This window comes from Actinomadura bangladeshensis (assembly GCF_004348335.1).
GTDB lineage: Bacteria > Actinomycetota > Actinomycetes > Streptosporangiales > Streptosporangiaceae > Spirillospora > Spirillospora bangladeshensis.
Map to the genome: position 1 here is coordinate 1 of NZ_SMJW01000138.1, position 21,469 is coordinate 21,469.

Here is a 21,469-nt window from a genome sequence, read left to right on the forward strand (position 1 = left end):
GTTCGGAGGGCTGCGGGGTGACCACATCTGGGTGTGGGGCAGGGCCGTCGGAGCCTGGGGGTCCGGCGGCCCTGGGTTGGGGGCATCTGTCAGGGCTTGTTGAAGGTGTTCTTGGCCCATAGGTAGGAGAGGGCCGCTATGCCTGCGCACCATGCTGTGGCGGTGGTGGCGCTGTTGCCGATCGGGGTGCCGAGGAGCAGGCCGCGGAGGGTCTCCATGATCGGGGTGAAGGGCTGGTACTCGGCGAACCAGCGCAGGGCGGTGGGCATCGAGTCGGTGGGGACGAAGCCGCTGCCGAGGAACGGCAGCAGGATCAGGGGCATCGGGGCGTTGCTCGCGGCCTCGGGGGTGGGCGACTTCAGGCCGAGGGCGACCGACAGCCAGGTGATGGCCACGGCGAACAGGGTCAGCAGGGCGGCGGTGGCCAGCCATTCGACGGCGGTGGCGTCGGGGCGGAAGCCGATCGCCAGGGCGATGCCGATGATGACGGCCATGCCGAGCAGTTGCTGGACGACGCTCGCGACGACGTGGCCGGTGAGGACGGAGGCCCGGGAGATCCGCATGGTGCGGAAGCGGGCGATGATGCCCTCGGTCATGTCGGTGGCGACCATGACGGCGGTTCCCGTCGCGGCGGTCGCGGCCGTCATGAGCAGGATGCCGGGGACGATGTAGTTGACGTAGGTGGCGCGGCCACCGCCGAGCCCGCTGCCGAGGGTCCCGCCGAAGACATAGACGAACAGGAGCAGCAGGACGGCCGGTGTGACGATCAGCTGCACCGTCATCGACGGGTAGCGGAGCATCCGCTTGAGCTGGCGCCGGACCATCGTGGACGAGTCGCGCGCGGCGAGGGTGAGGGTGCTCATCGGGTGGTCTCCTTCTGTCGGCCGGTGAGGGTGAGGAACACGTCGTCGAGGTCGGGGGTGTGGACGCTCATCTCGGCGATGTCGATCGAGCGCTCGTCCAGCAGGGTGAGCAGTTCGCGGACCGCGCGGACGCTGCCGTCGCTCGGCACCTGCAGGGTGAGCGTCTCGGGGTTGGTGATCGCTGTGTCGAGGACGGTCCGGGCCGCGCCGAGCAGGTCCGCGTCGGCGAAGGTGAGTTCGATGTGGCCGCCGGGGATGAGCCGCTTGAGCTCGTCGGCGGTGCCCTCGGCGATCAGCCGTCCGTGGTCCAGGAGGGCGATCCGGTCGGCGAGCTCGTCGGCCTCCTCGAGGTACTGAGTGGTCAAGAAGATCGTCACGCCGTTCTCGACGAGGTCGCGGACGATGCCCCACATGGCGCGGCGGCTGCGCGGGTCGAGGCCGGTCGTCGGCTCGTCCAGGAAGATCACCCGGGGGTCGCCGACCAGGGTCATCGCGAGGTCGAGGCGGCGCTGCATGCCGCCGGAGTAGGTGCCGGCCGGCTTGCGTCCGGCGTCGGCCAGATCGAACCGGTCGAGCAGCTCGGCGGTCCTGCGCCTGCCGTCCCGGCGGGACAGGTGCTTGAGGTCGGCCATGAGGAGCAGGTTCTCCTCGCCGGTGAGCAGCTTGTCGACCGCCGAGTACTGGCCGGTGACGCCGATCGCGCCGCGCACGTCGTCCGCTTCGCGCATCAGGTCGTGGCCGGCGACCTGGACGGTTCCGCCGTCGGGGCTGAGCAGGGTGGACAGGATCTGGACGGTCGTCGTCTTGCCTGCGCCGTTCGGGCCTAGCAGAGAGAAGATCGTCCCTTCGGGGACGGACAGGTCGACGCCGTCGAGCACGACCTTCTCGCCGCTCTTGTCGCGGTAGGACTTGCGCAGTCCCCGGGCCGCGATCGCCGGGTTCGTCATGGGGGGCTCCTTCAGCGGGGTGCTTCGTCAGAGGCTGCGGGCGGCGATGTCGCCGTGGCCGGTGGTGGCGTGGACGTCGAGTCCGGCGGTGCCGTCGTTCTTGAGGGAGTTGCTGACGCGGCCGTGTCCGGTGCCGGCGTCCAGCGAGGCCGAGACGCCGGGGGCCGCGCCGACCGAGATGTCACCGGACTGGGTGCGGAGCACGACCCTGCCGCGCACGGCCTCGGTGATCTGGATGTCGCCGCACGCGGTGCCGATCTCCGCGGGGCCGGTCAGGCGGCCGACTTCGACGTCGCCGTCCGTCGCGGTGAGGCGGATGCTCGCGGCCTCGTCCAGCTTGATCCGGTGGTACGCGCCTTCGAAGGCGACGTCGCCGAGGCGGCCGACGGTCCGGAGTTCGGCGGCGGCCGCCTTGCCCTCGACCCGGGAGCCGGCGGGCAGCTTGATGGTCACCTCGACGGATCCGGAGGGACCGCGGAGCCCGTTCGCCGCCGCGGTCTCGATCCGCAGGACGCCGTCGGCGTACTCGACCTCGGTCTGCTCGGCGGCCTTGACGTCGCGTCCCTTGGAGGCGTTCGCGGGACGGACCTCGACGGTGGTGTCGGCGCGGTCGGCGGCGATGACCTGCACGCGCCCGGCGGGGACGTTGACGACGGCGGCGATCGGGGCGGGGGTGGCGAAGGTCTGCATGGTGTCTCTCCTGGCTGCTCGTTGTTTCCGATGTTGGAAACGCTACGTTGCGTTTGAAAATCCTTCAACATACTTGTTGCGTTGTGGTTGCATTTCTGCAGGTTGAAACGGAGAAAGTGTTGCAATGGAGATCGAGATAATGCAATGCTGGGAGGGTGTTGTGTTGCAATGAGCGTGGTGTGAACGCTATGGTGCGGGCATCAGGGAGCGTGAAGGAGAACGCGATGCCAGGGGGCAGGCTCACCCAGCAGGAGCGCCGGCAGATCGCCTCGGGGCTGGCCGACGGCCTCGCCTACGCGGAGATAGCCAGGCGGCTCGACCGTCCGACCTCGACGATCACGCGCGAGGTGATGCGCAACGGCGGCCCCGCCGGGTACCGCGCCGAGCTGGCCCATCGCGCGACGGAGCAGCGCGCCCGCCGGCGTGCGCCCGCCGCGTCCCGGGGGGCGGCGCCGGTGCACCTGCCGCACGGACGCGACCCCGAGGCCGTCCGCGAGTACGAGGAGGCGTTCACCACCGTCCTCATGGGGTCGGGGCTGCCCAAGATGGAGGCGCGGGTGCTGGTCTGCCTCTACACGACCGACTCCGGGAGCCTCACCGCGTCCGAGCTCGTCCAGCGCCTCCAGGTCAGCCCGGCGTCCATCTCCAAGGCGATCGCCTCGTTGGAGAAGTACACGCTCGTCCGGCGGGAACGCGATGAGCGCCGGCGCGAGCGCTACGTCGTCGACAACGATCTCTACTACCAGTCGATGATGGCCAGCGCCCGGGACATCGCCAGCCAGGTCGAGGTCGCCCGGCAGGGGGTCGGCGTGCTCGGCCCGGGCACTCCGGCCGCGATCCGGCTCGAGAACATCGCGCGCTACCTCGACTTCGTCGGTGAGAGCTTCATGCGCGCCGCCGAGCAGGCCCGCGACATCCTCTACACGAACCCCGAGACGCCCCGGCCGGACTCGGCCGACGGATAGGCGGCGCTCAGGCCGGCCGCGAGCCCGCGGTGAGGTGACCTCCGCGACCGTCAGGGCACCGGTTCTCCAACGACGCCCGTGCCGTCATGGGCGCGCGGTTCTGACCGTCCCGCCGAGACCCTGCGTACTCGGGGGCGTCAGGCGTGGAGCCTGGTGCCGGCCGGGTGTTCGGCGTCCGGGCCCTTCTCCGTGTTCGCCGGACGGGGCCAGGTGCGGCCGCTGAGGCGTTCGATGTCGGTGTTGAAGCGGCGCAGGTAGGCGGCGAAGGTGGCGATGTCCTCGTCCGACCAGTCGGCCATGACGCGGTCGAGGCCGTTGATGATGATCGCGCGCTCCTCGTCCAGCAGCGCGGCGCCCTTGGCGGTGATGCGGAACTTGCGGGCGATGCCGCCCTCGGGGTCGGGGATGCGCTCCAGCAGCCCGGCGCGCATCGCCGCGGCGGTCTGCCGGTTGAGGGTCGAGGCGTCGAGCCCGAACGCCTCGCTCAGCTCGCCGATGGACATCGGCCCCTGGAGGCGGATGCGGCTCAGCAGGACGTAGGCGCTGCGCTCCAGGCGGCCGGCCCGATGGCGCATGACCTCGTGCCGGCTGAGCAGCATCTGCTCGTACTCGATGTCGTGCGTGGGCCTGACCATGGCCGGTGCGCCTCCTCCCGCCGGGGCCGCCCGCTTCTTCGGGGGCGGCCGGGCCTCTCCATCCTCGCAGAGTGGCGTCCGCCACTGCCCTGGGGATTGCATTGCGCACATCATGTGCTTGATACATATTACGTGTACCGTGCACATCCGGTTCCGGTCGCCGGCCGGACGGACACGACGAGACGTTCGAGGAGTCCGCGTATGGACGCACCGCAACCCGCAGCCCGCTCGGGCGGCGTGGTCGTGACGCTGGCGCTCGCCGGCATCACGGCGGCGATCATGCAGACGTTGGTCACGCCGCTCATCCAGGACCTGCCGACGATCCTGCACACCTCGTCGTCGAACGCGGCCTGGGTCATCACGGTGACGCTGCTGGTGGGCGCCGTCTGCGTGCCGGTCTTCGGCCGCCTCGGGGACCTGGTGGGCAAGCGCCCCATGCTGCTGGTCTGTGCGGTACCGCTGATCGCGGGCTCGGTGGTGTGCGCGCTGTCGTCCTCGGTCGTCCCGATGATCATCGGACGCGGCCTGCAGGGCATGGGGATGGGCATGGTGCCGCTCGGCATCGCCCTGCTGCGCGACGTGGTGCCGGCGGAGAAGCTCAGCTCCTCGATCGCGGTGGTCAGCGCGTCCATGGGCATCGGCGGCGGCCTCGGCCTGCCGATCGCCGCGGCCGTCGCCGAGTACACCAGCTGGCGGGTGCTGTTCTGGGCGTCCACCGTGCTGGCCGCGCTCATCGCGGTGCTGATCTGGCGGCTCATCCCGGACGTGCCGGCGCGGGCCGAGGGCGAGCGCTTCGACGCGCCCGGCGCGGCCGGGCTCGGCATCGGCCTGGTCTGCCTGCTGCTCGCGGTGTCGAAGGGCGCCGACTGGGGCTGGACGTCCGGGACGACGGTCGGGCTGTTCGCCGCCGCCGTCGTGGTGCTGGTCGGCTGGGGGTTCTGGGAGGTCCGCACCCGGCAGCCGATCGTCGACCTGCGCACCGCGGCCCGCCCCCGGGTCCTGCTCACCAACCTCGCCTCGATCTTCGTCGGGGTCGGCATGTACGCCTCGATGCTGATCGTGCCGCAGCTCCTGCAGTACCCCGAGGCGACCGGCTACGGCCTCGGCCAGTCGATGCTGGCCGCGGGCCTGTGGATGGCGCCCGCCGGGATCGTGATGATGCTCGTCTCCCCGATCGGCGGGAAGCTCACCGACATCCGGGGACCGAAGGTCACGCTGATCCTCGGCATCCTGGTGGTGGCCGCCGGCTACGGCGCGTCCCTCGCGCTGATGGGCGCCGCCTGGGGCCTCATGGTCGGCCTGATGATCATCAACGCCGGGGTCGGCCTCGCCTACGGCGCGATGCCCGCGCTGATCATCAGCTCGGTGCCGCTCGGCGAGACCGCCGCCGCGAACGGCTTCAACACCCTCATGCGCTCGCTCGGCACCTCGATCGGCGCGGCCGTCATCGGCGTCGTCCTCGCCGAGATGACCATCGACCTCGGCGGGCACCGGATCGCGTCCGAGAACGGCTTCCGCGTCGGGCTGCTGATCGGCTGCGGTGTCGCGCTGCTGGCCGCGGCCGTCTCCGCCGCCATCCCGTCCGGGCGCCGCGCCGCCGGTGCCCACCGCGCGACGCTGGAGCGCGTGGCGGTCTCCGAGCAGGTCGCCGGCGACAGCTGACCCGCCGATGACCGGCCGGCGCCGGCCGCGCGCGTCCCACTCCGGCCGCCGGTCAGGACGACCAGGGGTGCTTCCCGTGCGGGATCGTCAGGTCGGCGCCGCGCGGCGGCGGATAGGGGCGGCTGCCGCGGAAGTCGCTGGTCTGCATCGCCCGGCTGATGTCGCTCGGGCTGACCAGGCCCACGACCTGGCCCCCGGCGCCGACGACGACGGCGCGGCCATCGGTGCAGCCGGCCATCCGGGGCAGCAGGTCGGTCAGCGGGTCGTCCGGGTGGGCGGTCGGGACCTCGCCGGGCGGGCAGGCGATGTCGGCGAGGCGGAGCGTCGCGCGCTCCCCGGGCTCGGTGGCCCGGATGCGGTTCAGCGTCACCAGGCCCGCCAGACGTCCGTCCTCGACCAGCGGATACGTCGAGAACCGGTGCGTGAGGACGACCTCGTCGATCAGGTTCTGCACCGTTCGCTCGGCGTCCGCCACGACGGGGTCGGGCGTCATGACGTCGCCCACGCGGACCCCGTGCAGCGCCGCGTTGACCCGCGTCTGCTGCTCCTCGGAACTGGCGGCGCCGACGAGGAAGAGGCCGATCAGGATCAGCCACAGCCCGCCGAAACCGACCCCGGCGACGAACTGGATGAAGCCGAGCGCGATGAGGACGAAACCGAAGACGCGGCCCGCGCGGGCGGCGGTGATCGCGGCGGCGGTCCGGTCGCCGCGGCGCCACCACAGGAACGCGCGCAGGACCCGTCCGCCGTCCAGCGGGGCGGCGGGGACCAGGTTGAACACGGCGAGGATCCCGTTGATGCCGGCCAGGTAGGCGAGCGTCTCCACACCGAGGCCGGGGCCGGTGGCGGCCGATGCCACGACCGCCGCGAGCGCGAAGACGCCGCCGACCGCGAGGCTGGCGAGCGGGCCGACGACGGCGATGCGCAGGTCCGCGCCCGCGCTGCGCGGTTCGCCGCGGAGCTCGGCGACGCCGCCGAGCAGCCACAGCGTGATGCCGCTGACCTCGATGCCGTTGCGGCGCGCGACGACCGCGTGCGCCAGTTCGTGGACGAGCAGCGACACCAGCAGCAGGAGCGCGCTCGCGATGCCCGCCACGATGTAGGCCCACGTGGGGAACCCGGGATTCACCTCGGGGAACCGGCCGAAGGCCAGCCCGACGACGAGGATCACCACGATGACGATCACGCTGTAGTTGAGGCCGACGTTGATCCCGGCGATACGACCGAGCCGGATCGACTCCCTCATCGGTCTCCCTCGTCCGCCGCGCTTCCCAGCCAGCGCAGGAGTACCCGCTGCCCGGACGTCTATGCCGCGCGGCGCCGTCCGGCCCGGCCGTTCGACCGCGGCGGATCCGCGCCGATGGACGCGTTCGGGTGCTTTCGCGGATGGGGCGGGTAACGGCGGAGGCATGGACAGACTGACGCGCGGTCTGGTCGCCGGTGCCGCCGGGACCACCGCCCTCAATGTGGTGACCTACCTCGACATGGCGGTGCGGGGACGTCCGGCCAGCAGCACGCCCGAGGAGAGCGTGGAGATGATGACGGGCGCCGCCGGGGTCGATCTCGGCGAGGGGGACGCGGCGGAGAACCGGAAGGCGGGCCTCGGCCCGATGCTCGGCCTCGGCACCGGCCTCGGCGCCGGGCTCCTGTACGGCCTGATCGCCGGCGGCCGCCGGCTCCCGAAACCGATCGGGACCGCGCTGCTGACCACGCTGGCGATGCTCGGGTCGAGCGCGCCGATGACCGTGCTGGGGCTGACCGACCCCCGCCAGTGGTCGGCCTCCGACTGGGCCATGGACGTCGTCCCGCACCTGGCCTACGGCGCCGTGGCCGCCGGCGTCTACGACGCCCTCCGCTGACCTCCCGCGGTTCACCGGGCTGAAGCTCGAGGCGCGGAGAAGGAGCTGTTCTGTGCTTCTCGCTTGCAACGCGTCCAACGGTCTCGGGGTTCAGGGGGTGCACGTCCGACCGGGCGTGCTCGCTCTCTGGAAGGAAACCCATGGATCTGCGGCTTGCCGGACGCGTTGCGGTGGTCACCGGGGCGTCGAAGGGCATCGGGCTGGCGGTCGTGCGGACGCTGCTGGACGAGGGGGCCCGCGTCGCGGCGGTGTCGCGCAAGGCGGGTCCGGAGCTGGACGCGCTCGCCGGGCCGAACCTGCTGCACGTGGCGGCCGACCTCATGGACCCGTCCGCCCCGGCGATGGCCGTGGAGCGCACGGTGGAGGCGTTCGGCGGCCTCGACGTGCTGGTCAACAACGCGGGCGGCCCGCCTCCCGGTGCGACGCTGCCCCGGTTCGGCTTCCTGACCCCGTCGGACGACGACTGGCGCGACATGTTCGAGTTCAACCTGTTCGCGGTGGTCCGGGCGGTGCGGGCGGCGATCCCGCACCTGCTGCGCAGTGACACGGCGTCGATCGTGAACGTCTCGTCAGGGAACGGGCGCCGCCCCGGGCCGATGAACTACGACTACAACGCGGCGAAGGCGGCGCTGACCAACCTGACGCTGGGGCTGTCGGAGGAGTACGCGCCGCAGGGCATCAGGGTCAACGCGGTCTCGCCCGGCCCGGTCCGGACCCCGTGGTGGACGGACGAGGGCGGCGCCGCCGACATCATCGCCGGAGCGACCGGCTCCGACCGCGACGCGGTGCTGAACGGAGGCGCCGCCGAGATGATGGCCCTCACGACCGGCCGCCTCGCCGACCCGCAGGAGGTCGCGGACGTGATCGTCCACCTGGCGTCCCCCCGCGCGGCGAGCACCACCGGCGCCGACTACGCCGTCGACTCCGGCTTCCTCAAGGAACTCTGAGGTTCAGGACCCCCGGCCGCAGGGCCGGGGGCCTCTGCGTCGCTCGCGGTGAGGTCCTTGACGTAGCGGTGGACGGGGACGTCGACGGTGCCGGACGCGGTGGGGGCCTGGTAGGTGATCGGGCCGGTGTCGCGCCATCCGTGGAACTCGTACATGCGCCGGGCCCGGGTGTTGCCGGGGACGACCGCGAGCCATGCTTCGCGATGCCGTCCCCGGAACCGTTCCTCCGCGCTGCGCAGCAGCATGCCGCCGACGCCCTTCCCTCGGGCGGAGCCGTCGACGGCCAGCTGGATCACCTCGCCGTCGTCGTCCCCGAGGATGATCAGCCCGAGAATCCGGCCGTCGGCCTCGGCGGCGACGAGGGTAGAGGCGATGTACTTCTCGGTGTGGACGGCGAAGTGGTCGGGGCCGCGCGCGTCCATCAGCTCGGCGGGGACGTGGCCTTCGTGGCCGTCGAGCCAGGCCGCCCGCCACAGCGGTGCGAGCGTCGGCAGATCGGCGGGTTCGGCCGGTCTCACGATCATCGTGGTCCCCTTCCTGAGGCGCCCTTACGGTTCGCGGAGCAGCAGGTCCACCACGCCGGCGGTGCCCTCGTCGGGGTGGCCGTCGGCGAGGCGGCGTTCCATCAGGGCCATGAACGGGGTGAGGAGTTCGGTGCCGACCCCTTGCTCCTCGGCCGTGCGCAGCAGTGTCCTGTTGCCCTGCACCATCATGGCGAGGTCGGACGTGACGCCCAAGGTGTAGTCGCCGGTCTCCAGGTGCGCCGCCATCTCGTCCGCCCCGCCGGCCATGGCGGTGAGCCATTCGATGAGCGGCGGCGCGAACTCCTTCGGCGACATCGCCCCGCGCGTCAGCGCGAACGCGTGGGCGATTCCGGCGAACATGCCGGTCATCGCGCTCAGCAGTGCCACGTCGTGCAGGGCCGCCGAACCGGCGTCCTCCCCGATGTACTTGGCAGCCGCCGGGATGCTCAGCGCGACGCGGCGCTCGGCGAACAGCTCCGGCGACCCGCTGTAGAAGACGTAGGCGCCCGACTCGGGGACGCCGATCATCGGCGGGACGGCCATGATCCCGCCGTCCAGGTACCGGGCCCCGCGTCCGGCCGCCCATTCCGCGCGCTCGCGGGCGTCACCAGGGGTGCCGGTGGTGATGTTGACGAGATCCTTGCCCGCCAGACCGGCGTCTGCGAGGGCTTCGCCGACCGACGCGTCATCGAGCAGGCAGACGATCACCAGGTCGCTCGCGGCGACCGCTTCGGCGGCGGTCGCCGCCGCCTTCGCGCCCTCGGCGACCAGCGGCTCGGCGCGGCTCGCCGTCCGGTTCCACACGGTCGTCTGGTATCCGGCGGCCAGCCATGCGCGAGCGATCGCAGTGCCCATCGCGCCGAGGCCGAGCACGCTGATCTGCTCAGAGTCATGTCCCATGCCGTCCAGGCTGGGTCCCGGCCGCGCACATGATCAAGTACGCACTTCGAAGTGCGTGGTTACCCTGGCGTCAGCGACGAGGTCAGGGGGCGGGACGATGCGGACGGCACAGCGACCGGGGTCGTACATCTGCGGGATCGACGCCGCGATGGACGTGATCAGCGGCAAGTGGAAGGGGCTGATCCTCTGGGCGCTCAACGAGCGGCCCCACCGATTCGGCGAGCTGCGCAGGGAGCTGCCCGGCGTGACCGAGAAGGTTCTCGCCGCCCAACTGCGCGAGCTTGAGCAGGACGGAATCGTCCACCGCGAGGTGTTCGACGAGGTGCCGCCGCGCGTCGAGTACTCGCTGACTCCGCGCGGCGTCTCGCTCAACGAGGCCCTGGCCCCGCTCGGCGCCTGGGGGCGGGAGAACGTCATCGCCCACCGTTGACGTTCTCGGCCGGCACCGCGTGGAACTCCGCCCATACGGCGGTGCCGTTCAACGCGGGATGCGACCCCCAGCTCTTGGAGAGCGCATCGACGAGGAACAGCCCACGACCGTCCTCCGCGAACGGATCGGCGCGGACGCGCGGCTGCTTCTGAGCGCCACCCTGGTCGAGGACGGTCACCCGCAGCACGTCCTCGCGGGCGCTCACCACGACGGTGACCTGCCCGCCCGTGCCGGACGCGGTGTGCTCGCACGCGTTGGCGACCAGCTCGTCCACGCAGAGGACGACGTCGGACAGCGCCTCGTCGTCCACATGGGTCGCGACCACCCTCACGAAGGCACGCGCGACCTGCGCGGACCGCGGCACGCCGGGCATCGTGATCGTCCCGAGCAACCGCATGTCTTGCGGCTCGGACTCACAGGGCGTCATTGCCTCACTCCCTTCGGTAAATGACGCCCGCCAGCATGAATGCCCAGGTGAGAGGCCACAACCGCTTCATCGAGAGGGGGAGGACGGCCCTGCGGGACATGTGAAAAGCGGGATTTCCCTCTTTTGAAAAGATGCATGACAGTCTGTGTTTCGTTGGTGACAATCAGTGTCATGGCGACACAACCCCCGACCGTTCGCCGCAGGCGACTCGGCGTCCAGCTACGCAAGATCCGCGAAGACCGCGGCCTCACCCTCGACGAGGCCGCAGCCTTTCTCAAGATCTCCAAGTCCGCCCTCAGTCGGATGGAGAACGCCCAGATCGTGGCACGCGTCCACGAGATCAACTACATCCTGATGATGTACGGCCTCCAGGAGGACGACGACCTCAGAACCGCGCTGATCGGCCTCGCCACCGGCGGCCCCTCCCGCGACTGGATCCGGCGGCACAAGCTCCCGGGTAAAGGCCCGAACTACGGCGAATACGTGATGCTCGAACAGGACTCCTCGGAGCTCTTCACGTACCACACCGACCTCATCCCCGGGCTCCTCCAGACCCCGGAGTACGCACGCGCCGTCATGGCCTCCGTTCCCAGCAGCGGCCTGAGCGACCTCGATGAAGGCGTCGCATACCGCATGGCCCGCAAGGAGGCCCTCACCCGCCCAGATCCGTTGGTGATCAAAGTCGTGGTCGGTGAGGCCGCGGTCCGCCAGTGCATGGGCGGGCGTCCGGTCATGATCGACCAGCTCCGGTATCTGCTCGAACTCATGGAGTGGCCGAACGTCCACCTGCAACTTCTCCCGTTCACCGCCCCCGAGAACCCGGGTGTTGACGGATCGTTCACGATCCTGGACGTTGAAGCGGGGAGCTTCCCCATCGCGATCGTGGACGCGCTCCGGCGGACGATCTTCGTTGAGGACGAGGACGACGTCGCAGCGTACCGAGACCTTCAGACGGAGCTGTGCAGGGTCGCTCTCTCTGAGGCTGAGACCCGCCACCGAATCGAGCAGGCCGTCCGCGAGCTTCAGACCCCGGTAACCGAGAGGAGCGGCAGATGAATCACTGGCGAAAGAGCAGCCACAGTGGCAGTCAGTCGCAAAACTGTGTTGAGTGTGCTCGCCTGCCATCCGGTCGTCACGTCGTGATCGGCGTCCGCGACTCGACGGACCCAGATGGGCCGCGTCTCGCCTTGAGTCGGGAGGCGTGGGGAGCGCTGCTCAATCAGCTCAAGCGTGACGGATCGTAGAGCACAGTCCGAGGCGGTTGGAGGAAGGCTGTGCGTTCCCCACAATCGATTCACTTGCGAAGGAGCAGTCACAGCGGCAACTACCCCGAGACATGCGTGGAGTGCGCGCCGCTGTCCTTGGGCGGGACGATGTGGTGGGTGTTCGCGACTCGACCGATCCGGACGGGCCGCATCTCGTCCTGACCCAGGATGCATGGGACGCGCTGCTCGTCTATTTCAAGGACGGCGGGTCAGTATCGTGCTCCGCTGCCGTTGTCGCGCCTGACCCTGTCCCACATCACCGGCGTCGTCCGCCGGCGCCGCAAGAAGAGCGGCGGCGAGGGCCCATCACTGGGGAGCAGGCCATTCCTCGGCCAGGAGCGCGTATGTGAGACCGTCGAGCCATCCCTTGGTGCGGTGGAGAGAGTCTCGCACCGTGTGCTGTTCGCGGCGCATCCCGACCCGCTCCATCAGCCGCCACGAAGGTTCGTTGTCGTAGAAACAGTCCGCGTGCAGGCGGCGCAGGCCAAGACTCCCGAAGGAGATGTCGATGAGGGCGCGTACCGCTTCGGTGGCGTAGCCCTTGCCGCCGTAGGAGGGATCCAACGTCCACCCGAGTTCTCCTTGGACGCCCTTCGCCTGGTCAGCGACCTCCTCCTGGGCCCAAGCGTCATGGACCCGCAGTGTCAGATCGCCGATCACCCGGCCGTCCAGTTCGATGATGAGCAGGTCTGCGAGCCGATCCTCGCGGAGAAAACGCTCGCGGTAGTCGTCGTACGTCGCCGGTGCCGCCCCGACCCATTCGTGAATCTCCGGCAGTCGCCGGAAGGTCCAGGTCGCGTCCAGGTCGTCGGGGGTAGCGCGGCGCAGCACCAGTCGGTCGGTGGAAATCGGCCAGTCCAGCGTGTCAAGAGGGTGGCGCATGGGCTTCATGCTGACAGAGCCGTGATGCCGCACAAAACGGATTACAGTGACAAGGGCTCCCGGAAACTCGCGTCGCCGTCGCGGAGTGGTGGCCGTGGCCCACGCCCATCTAACCGTCCCGCGGCCCGTCCCTGCTGGACGACCTCAACCAGCGTCATCACCTGGACCAGCACCCGCTCACCAGCCCTATGAAGAGGGCCAGGTTACGCCAGGCGTCGGACGGGGTGCGGCCGATCGGGTCGGCTAGGCCGTCCGCCACTTGCGGGTCGGCCGTCATCAGGGACGGGTGGTGTGTCACTAGAGCGGTGCCCACCAAGGTTCACCGGGTGCGTTGACCTGCGGCGTGTTGTTGTTATGAGGGCGTCGGAAGCAACAACACGCCGCAGGTCAACGACGGGTGACCTAGTCGTGGGCGTGCAGGGGCTCGCGGGGGCGGGGCGGGGTTAGGGCGGCGGATGCGGCGGCGGCGACGGTGGCGGTGATCGCGGCCAGGACGAAGCCGTTGGTGAAGCCGTCCAGGGTGTCGCCAGTCAGGCTCGCGGCGGCGACGCTGGAGATCACCGCGGCTCCGATGGACGCGCCGAACTCGTGGAACGTGCTCACGATTCCGGATGCGATGCCCGATTCGTGCGGTGCCACCTGGCCCAGCGCGGTCGCCGAGGCGACGACGAACATCGCGCCTGTGCCGGCGCCCGCGATCGCCGTGCCGAGCACGGCGGTCACCGGGTTCAGGACGAGGGCGGGGAGCGCCATGCCGATGGCGGCGGTGAGCAGGCCGGCGACTGCGAGGGGGCGCGCTCCGGCCTTGGCGAGCGTCCGGCCGGTGAGGTTGGCGCCGAACATCGTCGCGAGCGCGACCGGGAGGAAGAGCAGGCCGGTGCGCATGGCGCCGTAGTCCTCCCCGTGCTGGAAGTAGAACGTGCCCAGGAAGAACACCGCGATCATCAGGGCCGTCGCCATCAGGATCAGGAAGGTGCCCGTCGCCACCGGACGCCTGACCAGGAGCGAGACGTCCATCATGGGTGAGCGGGCGGTGCGCTGGCGGAAAACGAACGCGACGTAGCCGATCGCGCCGAGCAGGATCAGCAAGCCGGTCGCGGACGTGAGCCAGCCGTCGTCCCCCGCGCGGATGAACGCGTAGATCAAGGCGCCGGACGAGGCCGTGACCAGCAGCGCACCGAGGACGTCCAACCGGGGCCGGGGCGCGGTGACGGTCTGGCGCGGCAGCATCCGGGCGAGGACTGCGATGATCACTAGGCCGATGGGGACGTTCACGTAGAACACCCAGGGCCAGCCGGGCCCGGCGGTCAGCGCCCCGCCCACGAGGACGCCCAGTGCGGCGCCGCCACCGCCCAGCGCCGACCAGACGCCGAGCGCCTTGTTGCGCTCGTCGCCGTCGAACAGGCTGACCACGAGCGACAGGGCGGACGGCGAGAGCAGCGCCGCGCCGGCCCCCTGCGCGATGCGGCCGCCGAGCAGGAGGCCGCCGGAGTCGGCGAGGCCGGTCACCAGGGACGCGGCGGTGAAGATCAGCAGCCCGGCGAGGACGACGCGCTTCGCGCCGATGAGGTCGGCGAGCCGGCCGCCGAGCAGCATCAGGCCGCCGAAGGTGAGGGTGTAGGCGCTGATCGTCCAGGTCACGGCCTGGCGGCTCAGGTCCAGGTCGGTTTCGATGTGCGGCAGCGCGATGGCCACGACGGTGACGTCGAGGATCAGCATCAGCTGGGCCACGCCGAGGATCCCCAGGATGCGCCACCGCAAAGGGTGCGCCGGCGACGGACGGTGCGACATCACGATCATCTCCTTAACTCGTACTACGCCGTACGAGTTCTTGGAGAGTAACACGTACATTCCCGTACGAGTTAGGATGCGGGCATGCCTCCAGCCAGCCCCGGCCGGCGTCGGCGCGCGGACGCCGAGCGCAGCATCGCCCGCATCGTGTCCGCGGCCCGCGAATGCCTGAGCCGCGACCCGAGCGCGAGCATCGACGACATCGCCAAGGCGGCCGGAGTCGGACGCATGACCCTCTACGGCCACTTCCGGAACCGGAAGGAACTGGTCGATGCGGCCATGGCCGACGCTGTCCGCGCAGGTGAAGAGGTGCTGTCGGACGTCGACCTGACCGGGCCCGCGCAAGAGGCGCTGACCCGGTTGCTGGAATCCAGTTGGTCGCTCGTGGCCGAGTCGACGGCGATTCTGGCGGCGGCCCAGGGCACCCTCCCGGCCGGACGCATCCGCGAACTCCACGCCGGACCCGCGCAACGTGTCGAGGACCTCATCCGCCGCGGCCAGGACGAAGGCGTCTTCCGCACCGACATGCCGCTCACGTGGCTGGTCAACGTCGTCCACTACGTCCTGCACGGCGCCGCGGAGGAGAACCACGCCGACCGCCTCAAGCCCGAGGAGACGGCCGGGGTGGTGACCGCCACCATCCAGTCCATCCTGGCCGCCTGACCGAGGTCGGCGGCCCCGCCGGAGAGCGCGCCCCAGCCCAAGTGCGCGAGCCCAAGCGCCCGAGCTCCCACCATTCCCCGGGCAAGCCGTTTCGCTCTCTTTGCCCGTCGATGAGACTGGACGCAACCGCGAAAGGGGATGAAGCCTTCCGGACAGATCCGGCCTAATAAGGAAAACATGAGCCGTCAATATGAACAGCCACCGGGGGCACTTCCGCCGCCCGGTCTGCTCAGCGCCCAGATACCGAATCTGGGGCCCGTCATCGACCCGCCCTATATCGATGTACCCGACTTCAGCGAATACCTGGCCCCGGCGGAGACGAAAGCCGTCGAAGTGGAGCCGCTGGAGTCATGGTTCACCACCGACATCCGGCAGAAGGCGGTCGATCTCGCTCTCGCTCTCGAATCCGACAGGGTCACCCGGAAACTAGAGGGCAAGCGTCACCAGGTTCTTGACGTGGGAACGCGCTCAATGGATCGTGAGACCGAACTGCCCCTGGTAGGAATCTATAACTACACGGACGATGTCGTCGTCGAAGTCACGATCGATCCGATGCGCCGGGCGGTGATCGAGGTGGCGGAGAAGAGCTACCAGCCGGCGCTGACCGAATCCGAACAGAAGCAGGCCGTGGAAATCGTCCGCGACGACGGCCGGCTGGCCGAGGCGGGAATCGACGTCTCCACCGGCGTGGGTCTCATCGTCGAGGACGAGGACGGTGGCAGCCCGCGCCATGGACACCGGCTCGTGGACCTGCGCTTCGGCCCGGCGGACCGCTACGTGCCCACGGCCTTCGCCATCGTCGACCTGAGCGCCCAGGAGATCGTCGAGGCCGGCCTCATCGCGCAGGAGGTGGCCCCGTGAGCTCCTCCGCCCAGGTGAACTGGCCTCCCGAGGCGCCGGTCTGGCGCTTCCGCTGGGAGGCCATCGACGGCGACAGCGAGGCCATCGCCTTCAGGGACGTGTACTTCCGCGGGATGAAGGTGCTGCACAAGGCCAGCCTGCCGATGATCCGCGTCCACTACGAATCCAACAACGGCCCGTACAAGGACCAGCTGAGCACCTGGAATATGCGGGGCCCGGTCAAGACCTACGAACATGTCCAGTCCGGCTTCCGCCATCTGGTCGTGGAGAGCTACCACATCATCGGCAGGTACCACCTCATCAACCGATGGTTCTTCCGCAGCGACGGACTCATCCTGCCGCAACTCCACAGTGCGGGCCTGCAGCACCCGGCCACCCACCAGCACCACGTCTACTACAGATTCGACTTCGACATCGAAGGCGCCGCCGGCGATCTGGCGCTCGCGCACATGAACACCGGTGGAAACTGGGGATATGGGCCCGGCTGGATGCCGCTCCCCAAGGAGACTTGGCAGGTTACGATCTCCGCGAATTCCTGGGCGGTCATCGATAAGCAGACCCAGCGCGGTTACCTCATCAACCGCGGTCCGAACGATGCTCCATGCGATGCGTTCGAGCCCGCCGACATGTACGTTGTCGCCTACCACGGGGAAGAGGACCTGAAAGGCCGCTTGGGCTCGCCCCGATCAGCCGACATATTCTCGCATATCAACAACGAGAGCATCGACGGGCAGGACCTGGTGTTCTGGTACGTCTCCCACCTGCACCATCAATACCCGGGGCACGACGGCGACTGGCACGTGGTCGGGCCGCTTCTCTGGCCCATCCGCTACTGATCAGTCGGACGAGCGCCCACGACCGCCGTGCGTTATGCCCGGTGCTCGTGGGCGCCAGACGCCGGGCGCGAGAAAGAGCCGCGATGGCGGCCCGGTAGCGCGAAGCGGCCCAAGGCGGGAGGCCACGCGCCGAGGCGAGGCCTGTGCAGCGGATCAGCCGATGAACTGGTGGTCGGTGCGGATGCGGCCGTCGGCGTCCAGGGCGAGGACGTCCACGCCTCCGCCGACGGTCTCGCGCGTGCCCGTCGTCACCATCGTCCAGCGGACGGCGACCACGTCCGGTAGCAGGACGGCCGGTTCGGCGGCGGCCTCGAAGACGTGCTCGCCCGGCGCTACGAACATCTCGTAAGCCCTGGCCACGCGGGCGTTCAAGGCGTCGTGACCGCGGACCTCCAGCGGTGGCGCCGGGACGGCGAGCGACGCGGCGGCATCCCGGACCTCCTGCGGCGGGACGACGAGCACGTGCAGCGCGTCGGGCCGCGCCGCCGCTTCAGCCAGCTCGACCTGGCCATCAGGGCCGACACGACCCAGCGGCACCTGAGCTTCCTCGAACAGGGGCGCTCACGTCCCGGACGCGCCATGGTGGTGCGGCTCGCCGAGTCCCTCGACCTGCCGCTGCGGGACCGCAACGAACTGCTGCTCGCCGCCGGATACGCACCCGTCTACGCCGAAACGAGCCTGGACGCCCCCGAACTCGAGCCGGTGCGCGAGGCGCTGGAACGCATCCTCGACGGGCATATGCCGTATCCGGCCGTAGTCGTCCGGCCGTACGGGGAACTGGTCGCCGCCAACCCGGCGTTCGATGTGCTCTCCGAGGGCGCCGCGCCCGCGCTGCTGGAACCGCCGGTGAACGTGCTGCGCCTCGCCCTGCACCCGGACGGGATGGCCCGCAGGGTCGGGAACCTGGCCGAATGGGGCCGCCACATCACCGGCAGCCTGCGCGACCAGGCCGTCCGCGCCCCCGCCCCCGGGCTGGCGGAGTTCATCGAAGAACTGGACGGCTACCTGCCCGCCCTCGAGTCGCCGGCCGGCCATCTCGGCTTCGCCGTACCGCTTCGACTGCGGGTGCCGGAGGGTGAACTGCGCCTCATCACCACGCTGACGTCGTTCGCGACCGCCGTCGACGTCACGCTCTCCGAACTGCGCCTTGAGGCGTTCCTGCCCGCCGACGAAACGACCGCGGCGATTCTCCGGAAGCGCGCCGACGGCGGTCGGCCGGCAGCCGTGTGAGTGTCGTGGGACGACGCGGGGCGGTCGCAGCGGGCAGGATGGCGGGGTGAACGAACTCGAAGAAGGCACCCGGCTCACCCTCGACTTCGACAAGCTCGCCGGCGTCGCGGCGACCGGCGCGCGGGTCGTGCCCGTCGTCCTGCAGGACGCGACCAGCGGCGACGTCCTGTTCATCGGCTACGCCAACGACCAGGCGCTCAAGGCCACGCTGGAGGAGAAGATCGCCGTGCTGTGGTCGACGTCCCGCAACGAACTGTGGCGCAAGGGCGCGACGTCCGGGGACGTCCTGGCATTGGTCGATGTCCGCGTCAACTGCGAGCAGAACTCCCTCCTCTATCTCGTCAACCGCACGACGGGCGGTGCCTGCCACACCAAGGACGCCTCCGGCGAGGCCCGCCCGACGTGCTACTACCGCTCACTCACCGACGCCGACACCCTCCGCCCCGTCAATTAGCGGCGGGGAATTCGTCGGTCAGCCAGGTGGCGAGGGCCGTGCGGGCGGCGTTCAGTTGGGCGTTGGTGGGCGGGGTGCCGGTTGCGGTGTTCACCACCAGGGCGAAGTGGACGGCGTTGTCCTGCGCGGTTATGCGCAGCTTCTTGGCGGTTGAGGAGCCGGTTTCCGTGGCGGCGGCGATCGGGCCGGACGCTGGAACGCCGTTGAGGGTGGCCAGGTCGCTGACGACGGCGGTGCCGGCCGGGGAGAACGCACTCGGCAGGTGCAGTTCGGTCGGGGTGGACGTGCCCGACGAGCGCCAGACGAGGATGCCGTACTGGCGGTTCTGGACGAGTGCAGCGACGTCCGGCATTGAGGACGGGACGGTCAGCCACGCCTTTTGCGTTCCGGTGCCGCCGTAGCCCGAGCGCGCCAGGTCTTCGAAGGCGAAGGCCAAGGTGTCGCCGTTGACGGCGGACGGGTAAAGACGGTCGAGGACGCGCTGGTCGAGGCGGAGCGTGACATTGCCCGCGTCGTCGGTCGCCACGACGGAATGGTCCTCGTCATTCCAGCCGTCACCGTCCGTCTGCACCTTGTCGGGGTTGCCGTTCATCAACTCGTGGTGGCGGCCGCTGTAGATGTCCCACTGCCATTGGAGGGACGAGAGAACCGCGCCGCCGGATGCGGGGGAGCTCCACCAGTTCTTGCCCGGGACGCCGTAGTCCATGGCCTGATACATGGCGCGGATCATCCACGGCGTGCGGTTGTCCGTCATCTTGTTGCCGAACTCGGACACGAGCGGCGCGGTCCCCAGGTCGGCGGCGCGCCGGCGGATCTCATTCATCGCGGAGTCGTAGGTCCCGTCGGACGCGGCGGACGGGTCCAGCGTCATCCGGGCGCCGTCGTAATAGTGGGTGTTGAAGACCATCCGGGTGCCGAGCTGCCCGACCGTCGTCATTCCGCCCTGCTCGAAGAAGCCGGTGTTCCAGAAGACGAGCGGCTCGGCGAAGGTGGGTTTGGACGTCCAGCCGGCCTGGTCCATGGCGGTGCGCATGCGCTGGTAGAAGGGCATCAGGTAGGTCTTCTCCCAGTCCACGCCGCTCTTGCCGTCGAGGCCGCCGTCGAACGGCTCGTTGAACGGGTCGAGGCCGACGATGTTCTGGAAGGCGGGCTGGGGGAGTTTCTGCTTGAGGTACGTCATCGTCGCCTTGGCCTGGGTGAGATAGGCGTCCTGGACGCCCACCTGGCCGGCCGAGGTGGACAGTACGCGGTTGCGCCAGAAGTCGTAGGCGGCCTTCCGTACGGCGGTGTTCGTCTGCATGTTCTGGCCCCACATGATGCAGATGCCGCACGACTCCTTCGGATAGCCGCCCGCGTCGATCACCCACTTGGGAGCGCCGTCGCCGGTGTACCAGCTGCCGGAGTTGAACAGGTGCGAGGAGTAGAGGTCCTGGTGGTAATCGAGGAGGACGTGGAATCCGCGATCGGTGAACGCCCGGATCTGCGCGATGGCGCGGTCGAGATAGGCGTGGTCGATCTGGTCGGGGGCCGGTTGGACGCCCTCCCAGCTGATCAGGAAACGGATCGCGTTGGCCCCGGTCAGGTCGCGCATCGCCTGCGCCGACTTCGCCGCGTCGGCCGGGCTGCGGAACGGCAGGAGGCCGTTCTCGTAAAGCTTCGTGCTTCCCGAGACGTTGAAACCGCGGAGGGTGATCTCCCGGCCCGCGTCGTCGCGGAACACCCAGTCCTGCTGTTTCGGGGAGACGACGACGTCGGCCTGTGCGGGGGCCGCGGTGACGGCCGCCGCGCCCGCGGCGGCCATTGCCGCGACGACGGCGATTCGGAGGGAACGGGCGGACGAGACGCGCTTCGCTGCCATGGCGGGGGCCTTTCCGGGGGCTCTTGCCCAGCAGTGTGCAAGAACCTTCTTGCATCCGCAAGAACTATCTTGCATCCGTGGCATCCCCCACGCGCGAGCGCATTCTGGACGCCGCCCTGGAGCTCATCCAGCAGCAGGGCTTCGGCGGCACGACCGTCACCGACATCGAGGAACTCGCCGGGCTCTCCCCCGGCAGCGGCAGCTTCTACCGGCATTTCCGCTCGAAGGAGGAGGTCTTCCGCGAGGTCTTCGAGCGGGAGCTGGCGCGGGCGCGGCGGCGGCGCGAGGAGTTCGAGCGCGGGCCGGTCGCCGATCCCCGCGAAGCGCTGACGCGCCGGCTCGTCCAGCAGTTGGAGTACCTCACGCAGGTCAGGCCGCTGATGAACCTGCTGGCCCGGGAGCACGGCCGGTTCCCCGACCTGACCCGGCGGGTCCGCAGCCTCCTCGTCGACCAGGGCATCGCCGAGGAGGCCGAGCACCTCGCCCGCGACCTTCCGGCCGGCCCGGGACGCGATGACCCGCACGCCCTGCTCGCCGTGGTCGTGTCCGCGCTGACCGGCTACGAACTGTCCCGCGGCTTCTTCGGCCGCCCGCCGGCCGACATCGCCCCCGACCGCTTCGCCGCCGCCCTCGCCGCTCTCATCACCGATCCACGTCGTTGACCTGCGGCGTGTTGTTGTTTTCGACGCGCTCATAACAACAACACGCCGCAGGTCAACGCACTCGGCCGCGCGCCGGTGGCATGGCCGGGGGAGGCCGGATGCGGTCAGGGGGCTGGAG

Annotated in this window: 26 protein-coding genes; 14 read left to right on the forward strand and 12 right to left on the reverse strand. The window is 70.0% G+C overall.

Annotated features, from left to right (window positions below):
- Positions 1-89: 89 nt before the first annotated feature.
- From E1284_RS24480 to E1284_RS24490, 3 genes are read right to left on the reverse strand one after another with little or no spacing between them, the layout of a single operon-like run.
- Positions 90-863, reverse strand: coding sequence for an ABC transporter permease (locus E1284_RS24480; protein WP_131942478.1), 774 nt, complete (start codon positions 861-863; stop codon positions 90-92).
- Positions 860-1,810: an ATP-binding cassette domain-containing protein gene (locus E1284_RS24485; protein ID WP_131942479.1), complete on the reverse strand. Its 951-nt coding sequence runs from the start codon at positions 1,808-1,810 to the stop codon at positions 860-862. Before E1284_RS24485 ends, E1284_RS24480 begins: the two co-directional genes overlap by 4 nt.
- Positions 1,811-1,837: 27 nt before the next feature.
- Positions 1,838-2,500, reverse strand: a complete 663-nt coding sequence (locus E1284_RS24490) for a DUF4097 family beta strand repeat-containing protein (protein WP_131942480.1) — start codon at positions 2,498-2,500, stop codon at positions 1,838-1,840.
- Positions 2,501-2,724: 224 nt separating this feature from the next.
- On the opposite strand from E1284_RS24490, the gene E1284_RS24495 reads away from it, so the two are divergent.
- Positions 2,725-3,465, forward strand: a complete 741-nt coding sequence (locus E1284_RS24495) for a helix-turn-helix domain-containing protein (RefSeq protein ID WP_131942481.1) — start codon at positions 2,725-2,727, stop codon at positions 3,463-3,465.
- A gap of 137 nt (positions 3,466-3,602) precedes the next feature.
- Here E1284_RS24495 and E1284_RS24500 read toward each other — a convergent pair whose 3' ends face one another.
- The gene (locus tag E1284_RS24500) at positions 3,603-4,100 is read right to left on the reverse strand and encodes a MarR family winged helix-turn-helix transcriptional regulator (protein ID WP_131942482.1); all 498 of its coding nucleotides are present in this window, start codon (positions 4,098-4,100) and stop codon (positions 3,603-3,605) included.
- 201 nt (positions 4,101-4,301) lie between these two features.
- Between E1284_RS24500 and E1284_RS24505 the strand changes: the two genes are divergently transcribed.
- Complete coding sequence (locus E1284_RS24505) at positions 4,302-5,762, forward strand: MFS transporter (RefSeq protein ID WP_131942483.1); 1,461 nt, start codon at positions 4,302-4,304, stop codon at positions 5,760-5,762.
- A gap of 52 nt (positions 5,763-5,814) precedes the next feature.
- On the opposite strand, the gene E1284_RS24510 is transcribed toward E1284_RS24505, so the two are convergent.
- A complete protein-coding gene (locus E1284_RS24510; RefSeq protein ID WP_131942484.1) occupies positions 5,815-7,008 on the reverse strand; it encodes a site-2 protease family protein in 1,194 nt (397 codons plus the stop codon).
- A gap of 163 nt (positions 7,009-7,171) precedes the next feature.
- Here E1284_RS24510 and E1284_RS24515 point away from each other — a divergent pair, with 163 nt between their 5' ends.
- Positions 7,172-7,621, forward strand: coding sequence for a hypothetical protein (locus tag E1284_RS24515; RefSeq protein WP_131942485.1), 450 nt, complete (start codon positions 7,172-7,174; stop codon positions 7,619-7,621).
- A 140-nt stretch (positions 7,622-7,761) separates the two neighbouring features.
- Positions 7,762-8,568 carry an SDR family NAD(P)-dependent oxidoreductase gene (locus tag E1284_RS24520; protein ID WP_131942486.1) on the forward strand — a complete coding sequence of 269 codons (807 nt, stop codon included), beginning with the start codon at positions 7,762-7,764 and terminating at the stop codon, positions 8,566-8,568.
- Here the strand turns inward: E1284_RS24520 and E1284_RS24525 are convergent.
- Positions 8,532-9,092, reverse strand: coding sequence for a GNAT family N-acetyltransferase (locus E1284_RS24525; protein ID WP_131942487.1), 561 nt, complete (start codon positions 9,090-9,092; stop codon positions 8,532-8,534). The genes E1284_RS24520 and E1284_RS24525 overlap by 37 nt on opposite strands.
- Before the next feature lie 24 nt (positions 9,093-9,116).
- Entirely contained in the window at positions 9,117-9,992 is an 876-nt protein-coding gene (locus E1284_RS24530; RefSeq protein ID WP_131942488.1) for an NAD(P)-dependent oxidoreductase, read from the reverse strand.
- Between the two features lie 97 nt (positions 9,993-10,089).
- On the opposite strand from E1284_RS24530, the gene E1284_RS24535 reads away from it, so the two are divergent.
- Positions 10,090-10,422 (forward strand): winged helix-turn-helix transcriptional regulator, encoded by a 333-nt coding sequence (locus tag E1284_RS24535; protein ID WP_131942489.1) that lies wholly within the window; start codon positions 10,090-10,092, stop codon positions 10,420-10,422.
- On the opposite strand, the gene E1284_RS24540 is transcribed toward E1284_RS24535, so the two are convergent.
- A complete protein-coding gene (locus E1284_RS24540) occupies positions 10,406-10,849 on the reverse strand; it encodes an ATP-binding protein (RefSeq protein ID WP_131942490.1) in 444 nt (147 codons plus the stop codon). The two genes, E1284_RS24535 and E1284_RS24540, sit on opposite strands and share 17 nt — an antisense overlap.
- Positions 10,850-11,020: 171 nt before the next feature.
- Here E1284_RS24540 and E1284_RS24545 point away from each other — a divergent pair, with 171 nt between their 5' ends.
- The 3 genes from E1284_RS24545 to E1284_RS44090 all read left to right on the forward strand — a co-directional run bounded on the left by E1284_RS24545 (position 11,021) and on the right by E1284_RS44090 (position 12,464).
- A complete protein-coding gene (locus tag E1284_RS24545) occupies positions 11,021-11,905 on the forward strand; it encodes a DUF5753 domain-containing protein (protein ID WP_165965410.1) in 885 nt (294 codons plus the stop codon).
- The gene (locus E1284_RS24550; RefSeq protein ID WP_131942492.1) at positions 11,902-12,093 is read left to right on the forward strand and encodes a DUF397 domain-containing protein; all 192 of its coding nucleotides are present in this window, start codon (positions 11,902-11,904) and stop codon (positions 12,091-12,093) included. The genes E1284_RS24545 and E1284_RS24550 overlap by 4 nt, the downstream gene beginning before the upstream one ends.
- A gap of 92 nt (positions 12,094-12,185) precedes the next feature.
- Positions 12,186-12,464, forward strand: coding sequence for a DUF397 domain-containing protein (locus E1284_RS44090; protein WP_424923502.1), 279 nt, complete (start codon positions 12,186-12,188; stop codon positions 12,462-12,464).
- On the opposite strand, the gene E1284_RS24560 is transcribed toward E1284_RS44090, so the two are convergent.
- Entirely contained in the window at positions 12,421-12,996 is a 576-nt protein-coding gene (locus tag E1284_RS24560) for a GNAT family N-acetyltransferase (protein WP_131942493.1), read from the reverse strand. The two genes, E1284_RS44090 and E1284_RS24560, sit on opposite strands and share 44 nt — an antisense overlap.
- A 402-nt stretch (positions 12,997-13,398) precedes the next feature.
- Complete coding sequence (locus tag E1284_RS24565; protein ID WP_207923931.1) at positions 13,399-14,787, reverse strand: MFS transporter; 1,389 nt, start codon at positions 14,785-14,787, stop codon at positions 13,399-13,401.
- Between the two features lie 84 nt (positions 14,788-14,871).
- On the opposite strand from E1284_RS24565, the gene E1284_RS24570 reads away from it, so the two are divergent.
- The 3 genes from E1284_RS24570 to E1284_RS24580 all read left to right on the forward strand — a co-directional run bounded on the left by E1284_RS24570 (position 14,872) and on the right by E1284_RS24580 (position 17,147).
- Positions 14,872-15,450 carry a TetR/AcrR family transcriptional regulator gene (locus E1284_RS24570; RefSeq protein WP_131942494.1) on the forward strand — a complete coding sequence of 193 codons (579 nt, stop codon included), beginning with the start codon at positions 14,872-14,874 and terminating at the stop codon, positions 15,448-15,450.
- Positions 15,451-15,627: 177 nt separating this feature from the next.
- On the forward strand, positions 15,628-16,311 hold the full coding sequence (locus tag E1284_RS24575; RefSeq protein ID WP_131942495.1) for a hypothetical protein: 684 nt from the start codon (positions 15,628-15,630) through the stop codon (positions 16,309-16,311).
- Positions 16,308-17,147, forward strand: a complete 840-nt coding sequence (locus tag E1284_RS24580) for a hypothetical protein (protein WP_131942496.1) — start codon at positions 16,308-16,310, stop codon at positions 17,145-17,147. The genes E1284_RS24575 and E1284_RS24580 overlap by 4 nt, the downstream gene beginning before the upstream one ends.
- Positions 17,148-17,300: 153 nt before the next feature.
- On the opposite strand, the gene E1284_RS24585 is transcribed toward E1284_RS24580, so the two are convergent.
- Positions 17,301-17,489 carry a hypothetical protein gene (locus tag E1284_RS24585; RefSeq protein WP_131942497.1) on the reverse strand — a complete coding sequence of 63 codons (189 nt, stop codon included), beginning with the start codon at positions 17,487-17,489 and terminating at the stop codon, positions 17,301-17,303.
- Positions 17,490-17,525: 36 nt separating this feature from the next.
- Here E1284_RS24585 and E1284_RS24590 point away from each other — a divergent pair, with 36 nt between their 5' ends.
- A complete protein-coding gene (locus E1284_RS24590) occupies positions 17,526-18,377 on the forward strand; it encodes a helix-turn-helix domain-containing protein (protein ID WP_243714722.1) in 852 nt (283 codons plus the stop codon).
- A 46-nt stretch (positions 18,378-18,423) separates the two neighbouring features.
- The gene (locus E1284_RS24595; RefSeq protein ID WP_131942498.1) at positions 18,424-18,831 is read left to right on the forward strand and encodes a phosphoribosyl-AMP cyclohydrolase; all 408 of its coding nucleotides are present in this window, start codon (positions 18,424-18,426) and stop codon (positions 18,829-18,831) included.
- On the opposite strand, the gene E1284_RS24600 is transcribed toward E1284_RS24595, so the two are convergent.
- The gene (locus E1284_RS24600; protein ID WP_207923930.1) at positions 18,824-20,689 is read right to left on the reverse strand and encodes a cellulase family glycosylhydrolase; all 1,866 of its coding nucleotides are present in this window, start codon (positions 20,687-20,689) and stop codon (positions 18,824-18,826) included. The genes E1284_RS24595 and E1284_RS24600 overlap by 8 nt on opposite strands.
- Positions 20,690-20,766: 77 nt before the next feature.
- On the opposite strand from E1284_RS24600, the gene E1284_RS24605 reads away from it, so the two are divergent.
- Positions 20,767-21,351 (forward strand): TetR/AcrR family transcriptional regulator, encoded by a 585-nt coding sequence (locus tag E1284_RS24605; RefSeq protein WP_165965411.1) that lies wholly within the window; start codon positions 20,767-20,769, stop codon positions 21,349-21,351.
- Positions 21,352-21,469: the final 118 nt, after the last annotated feature.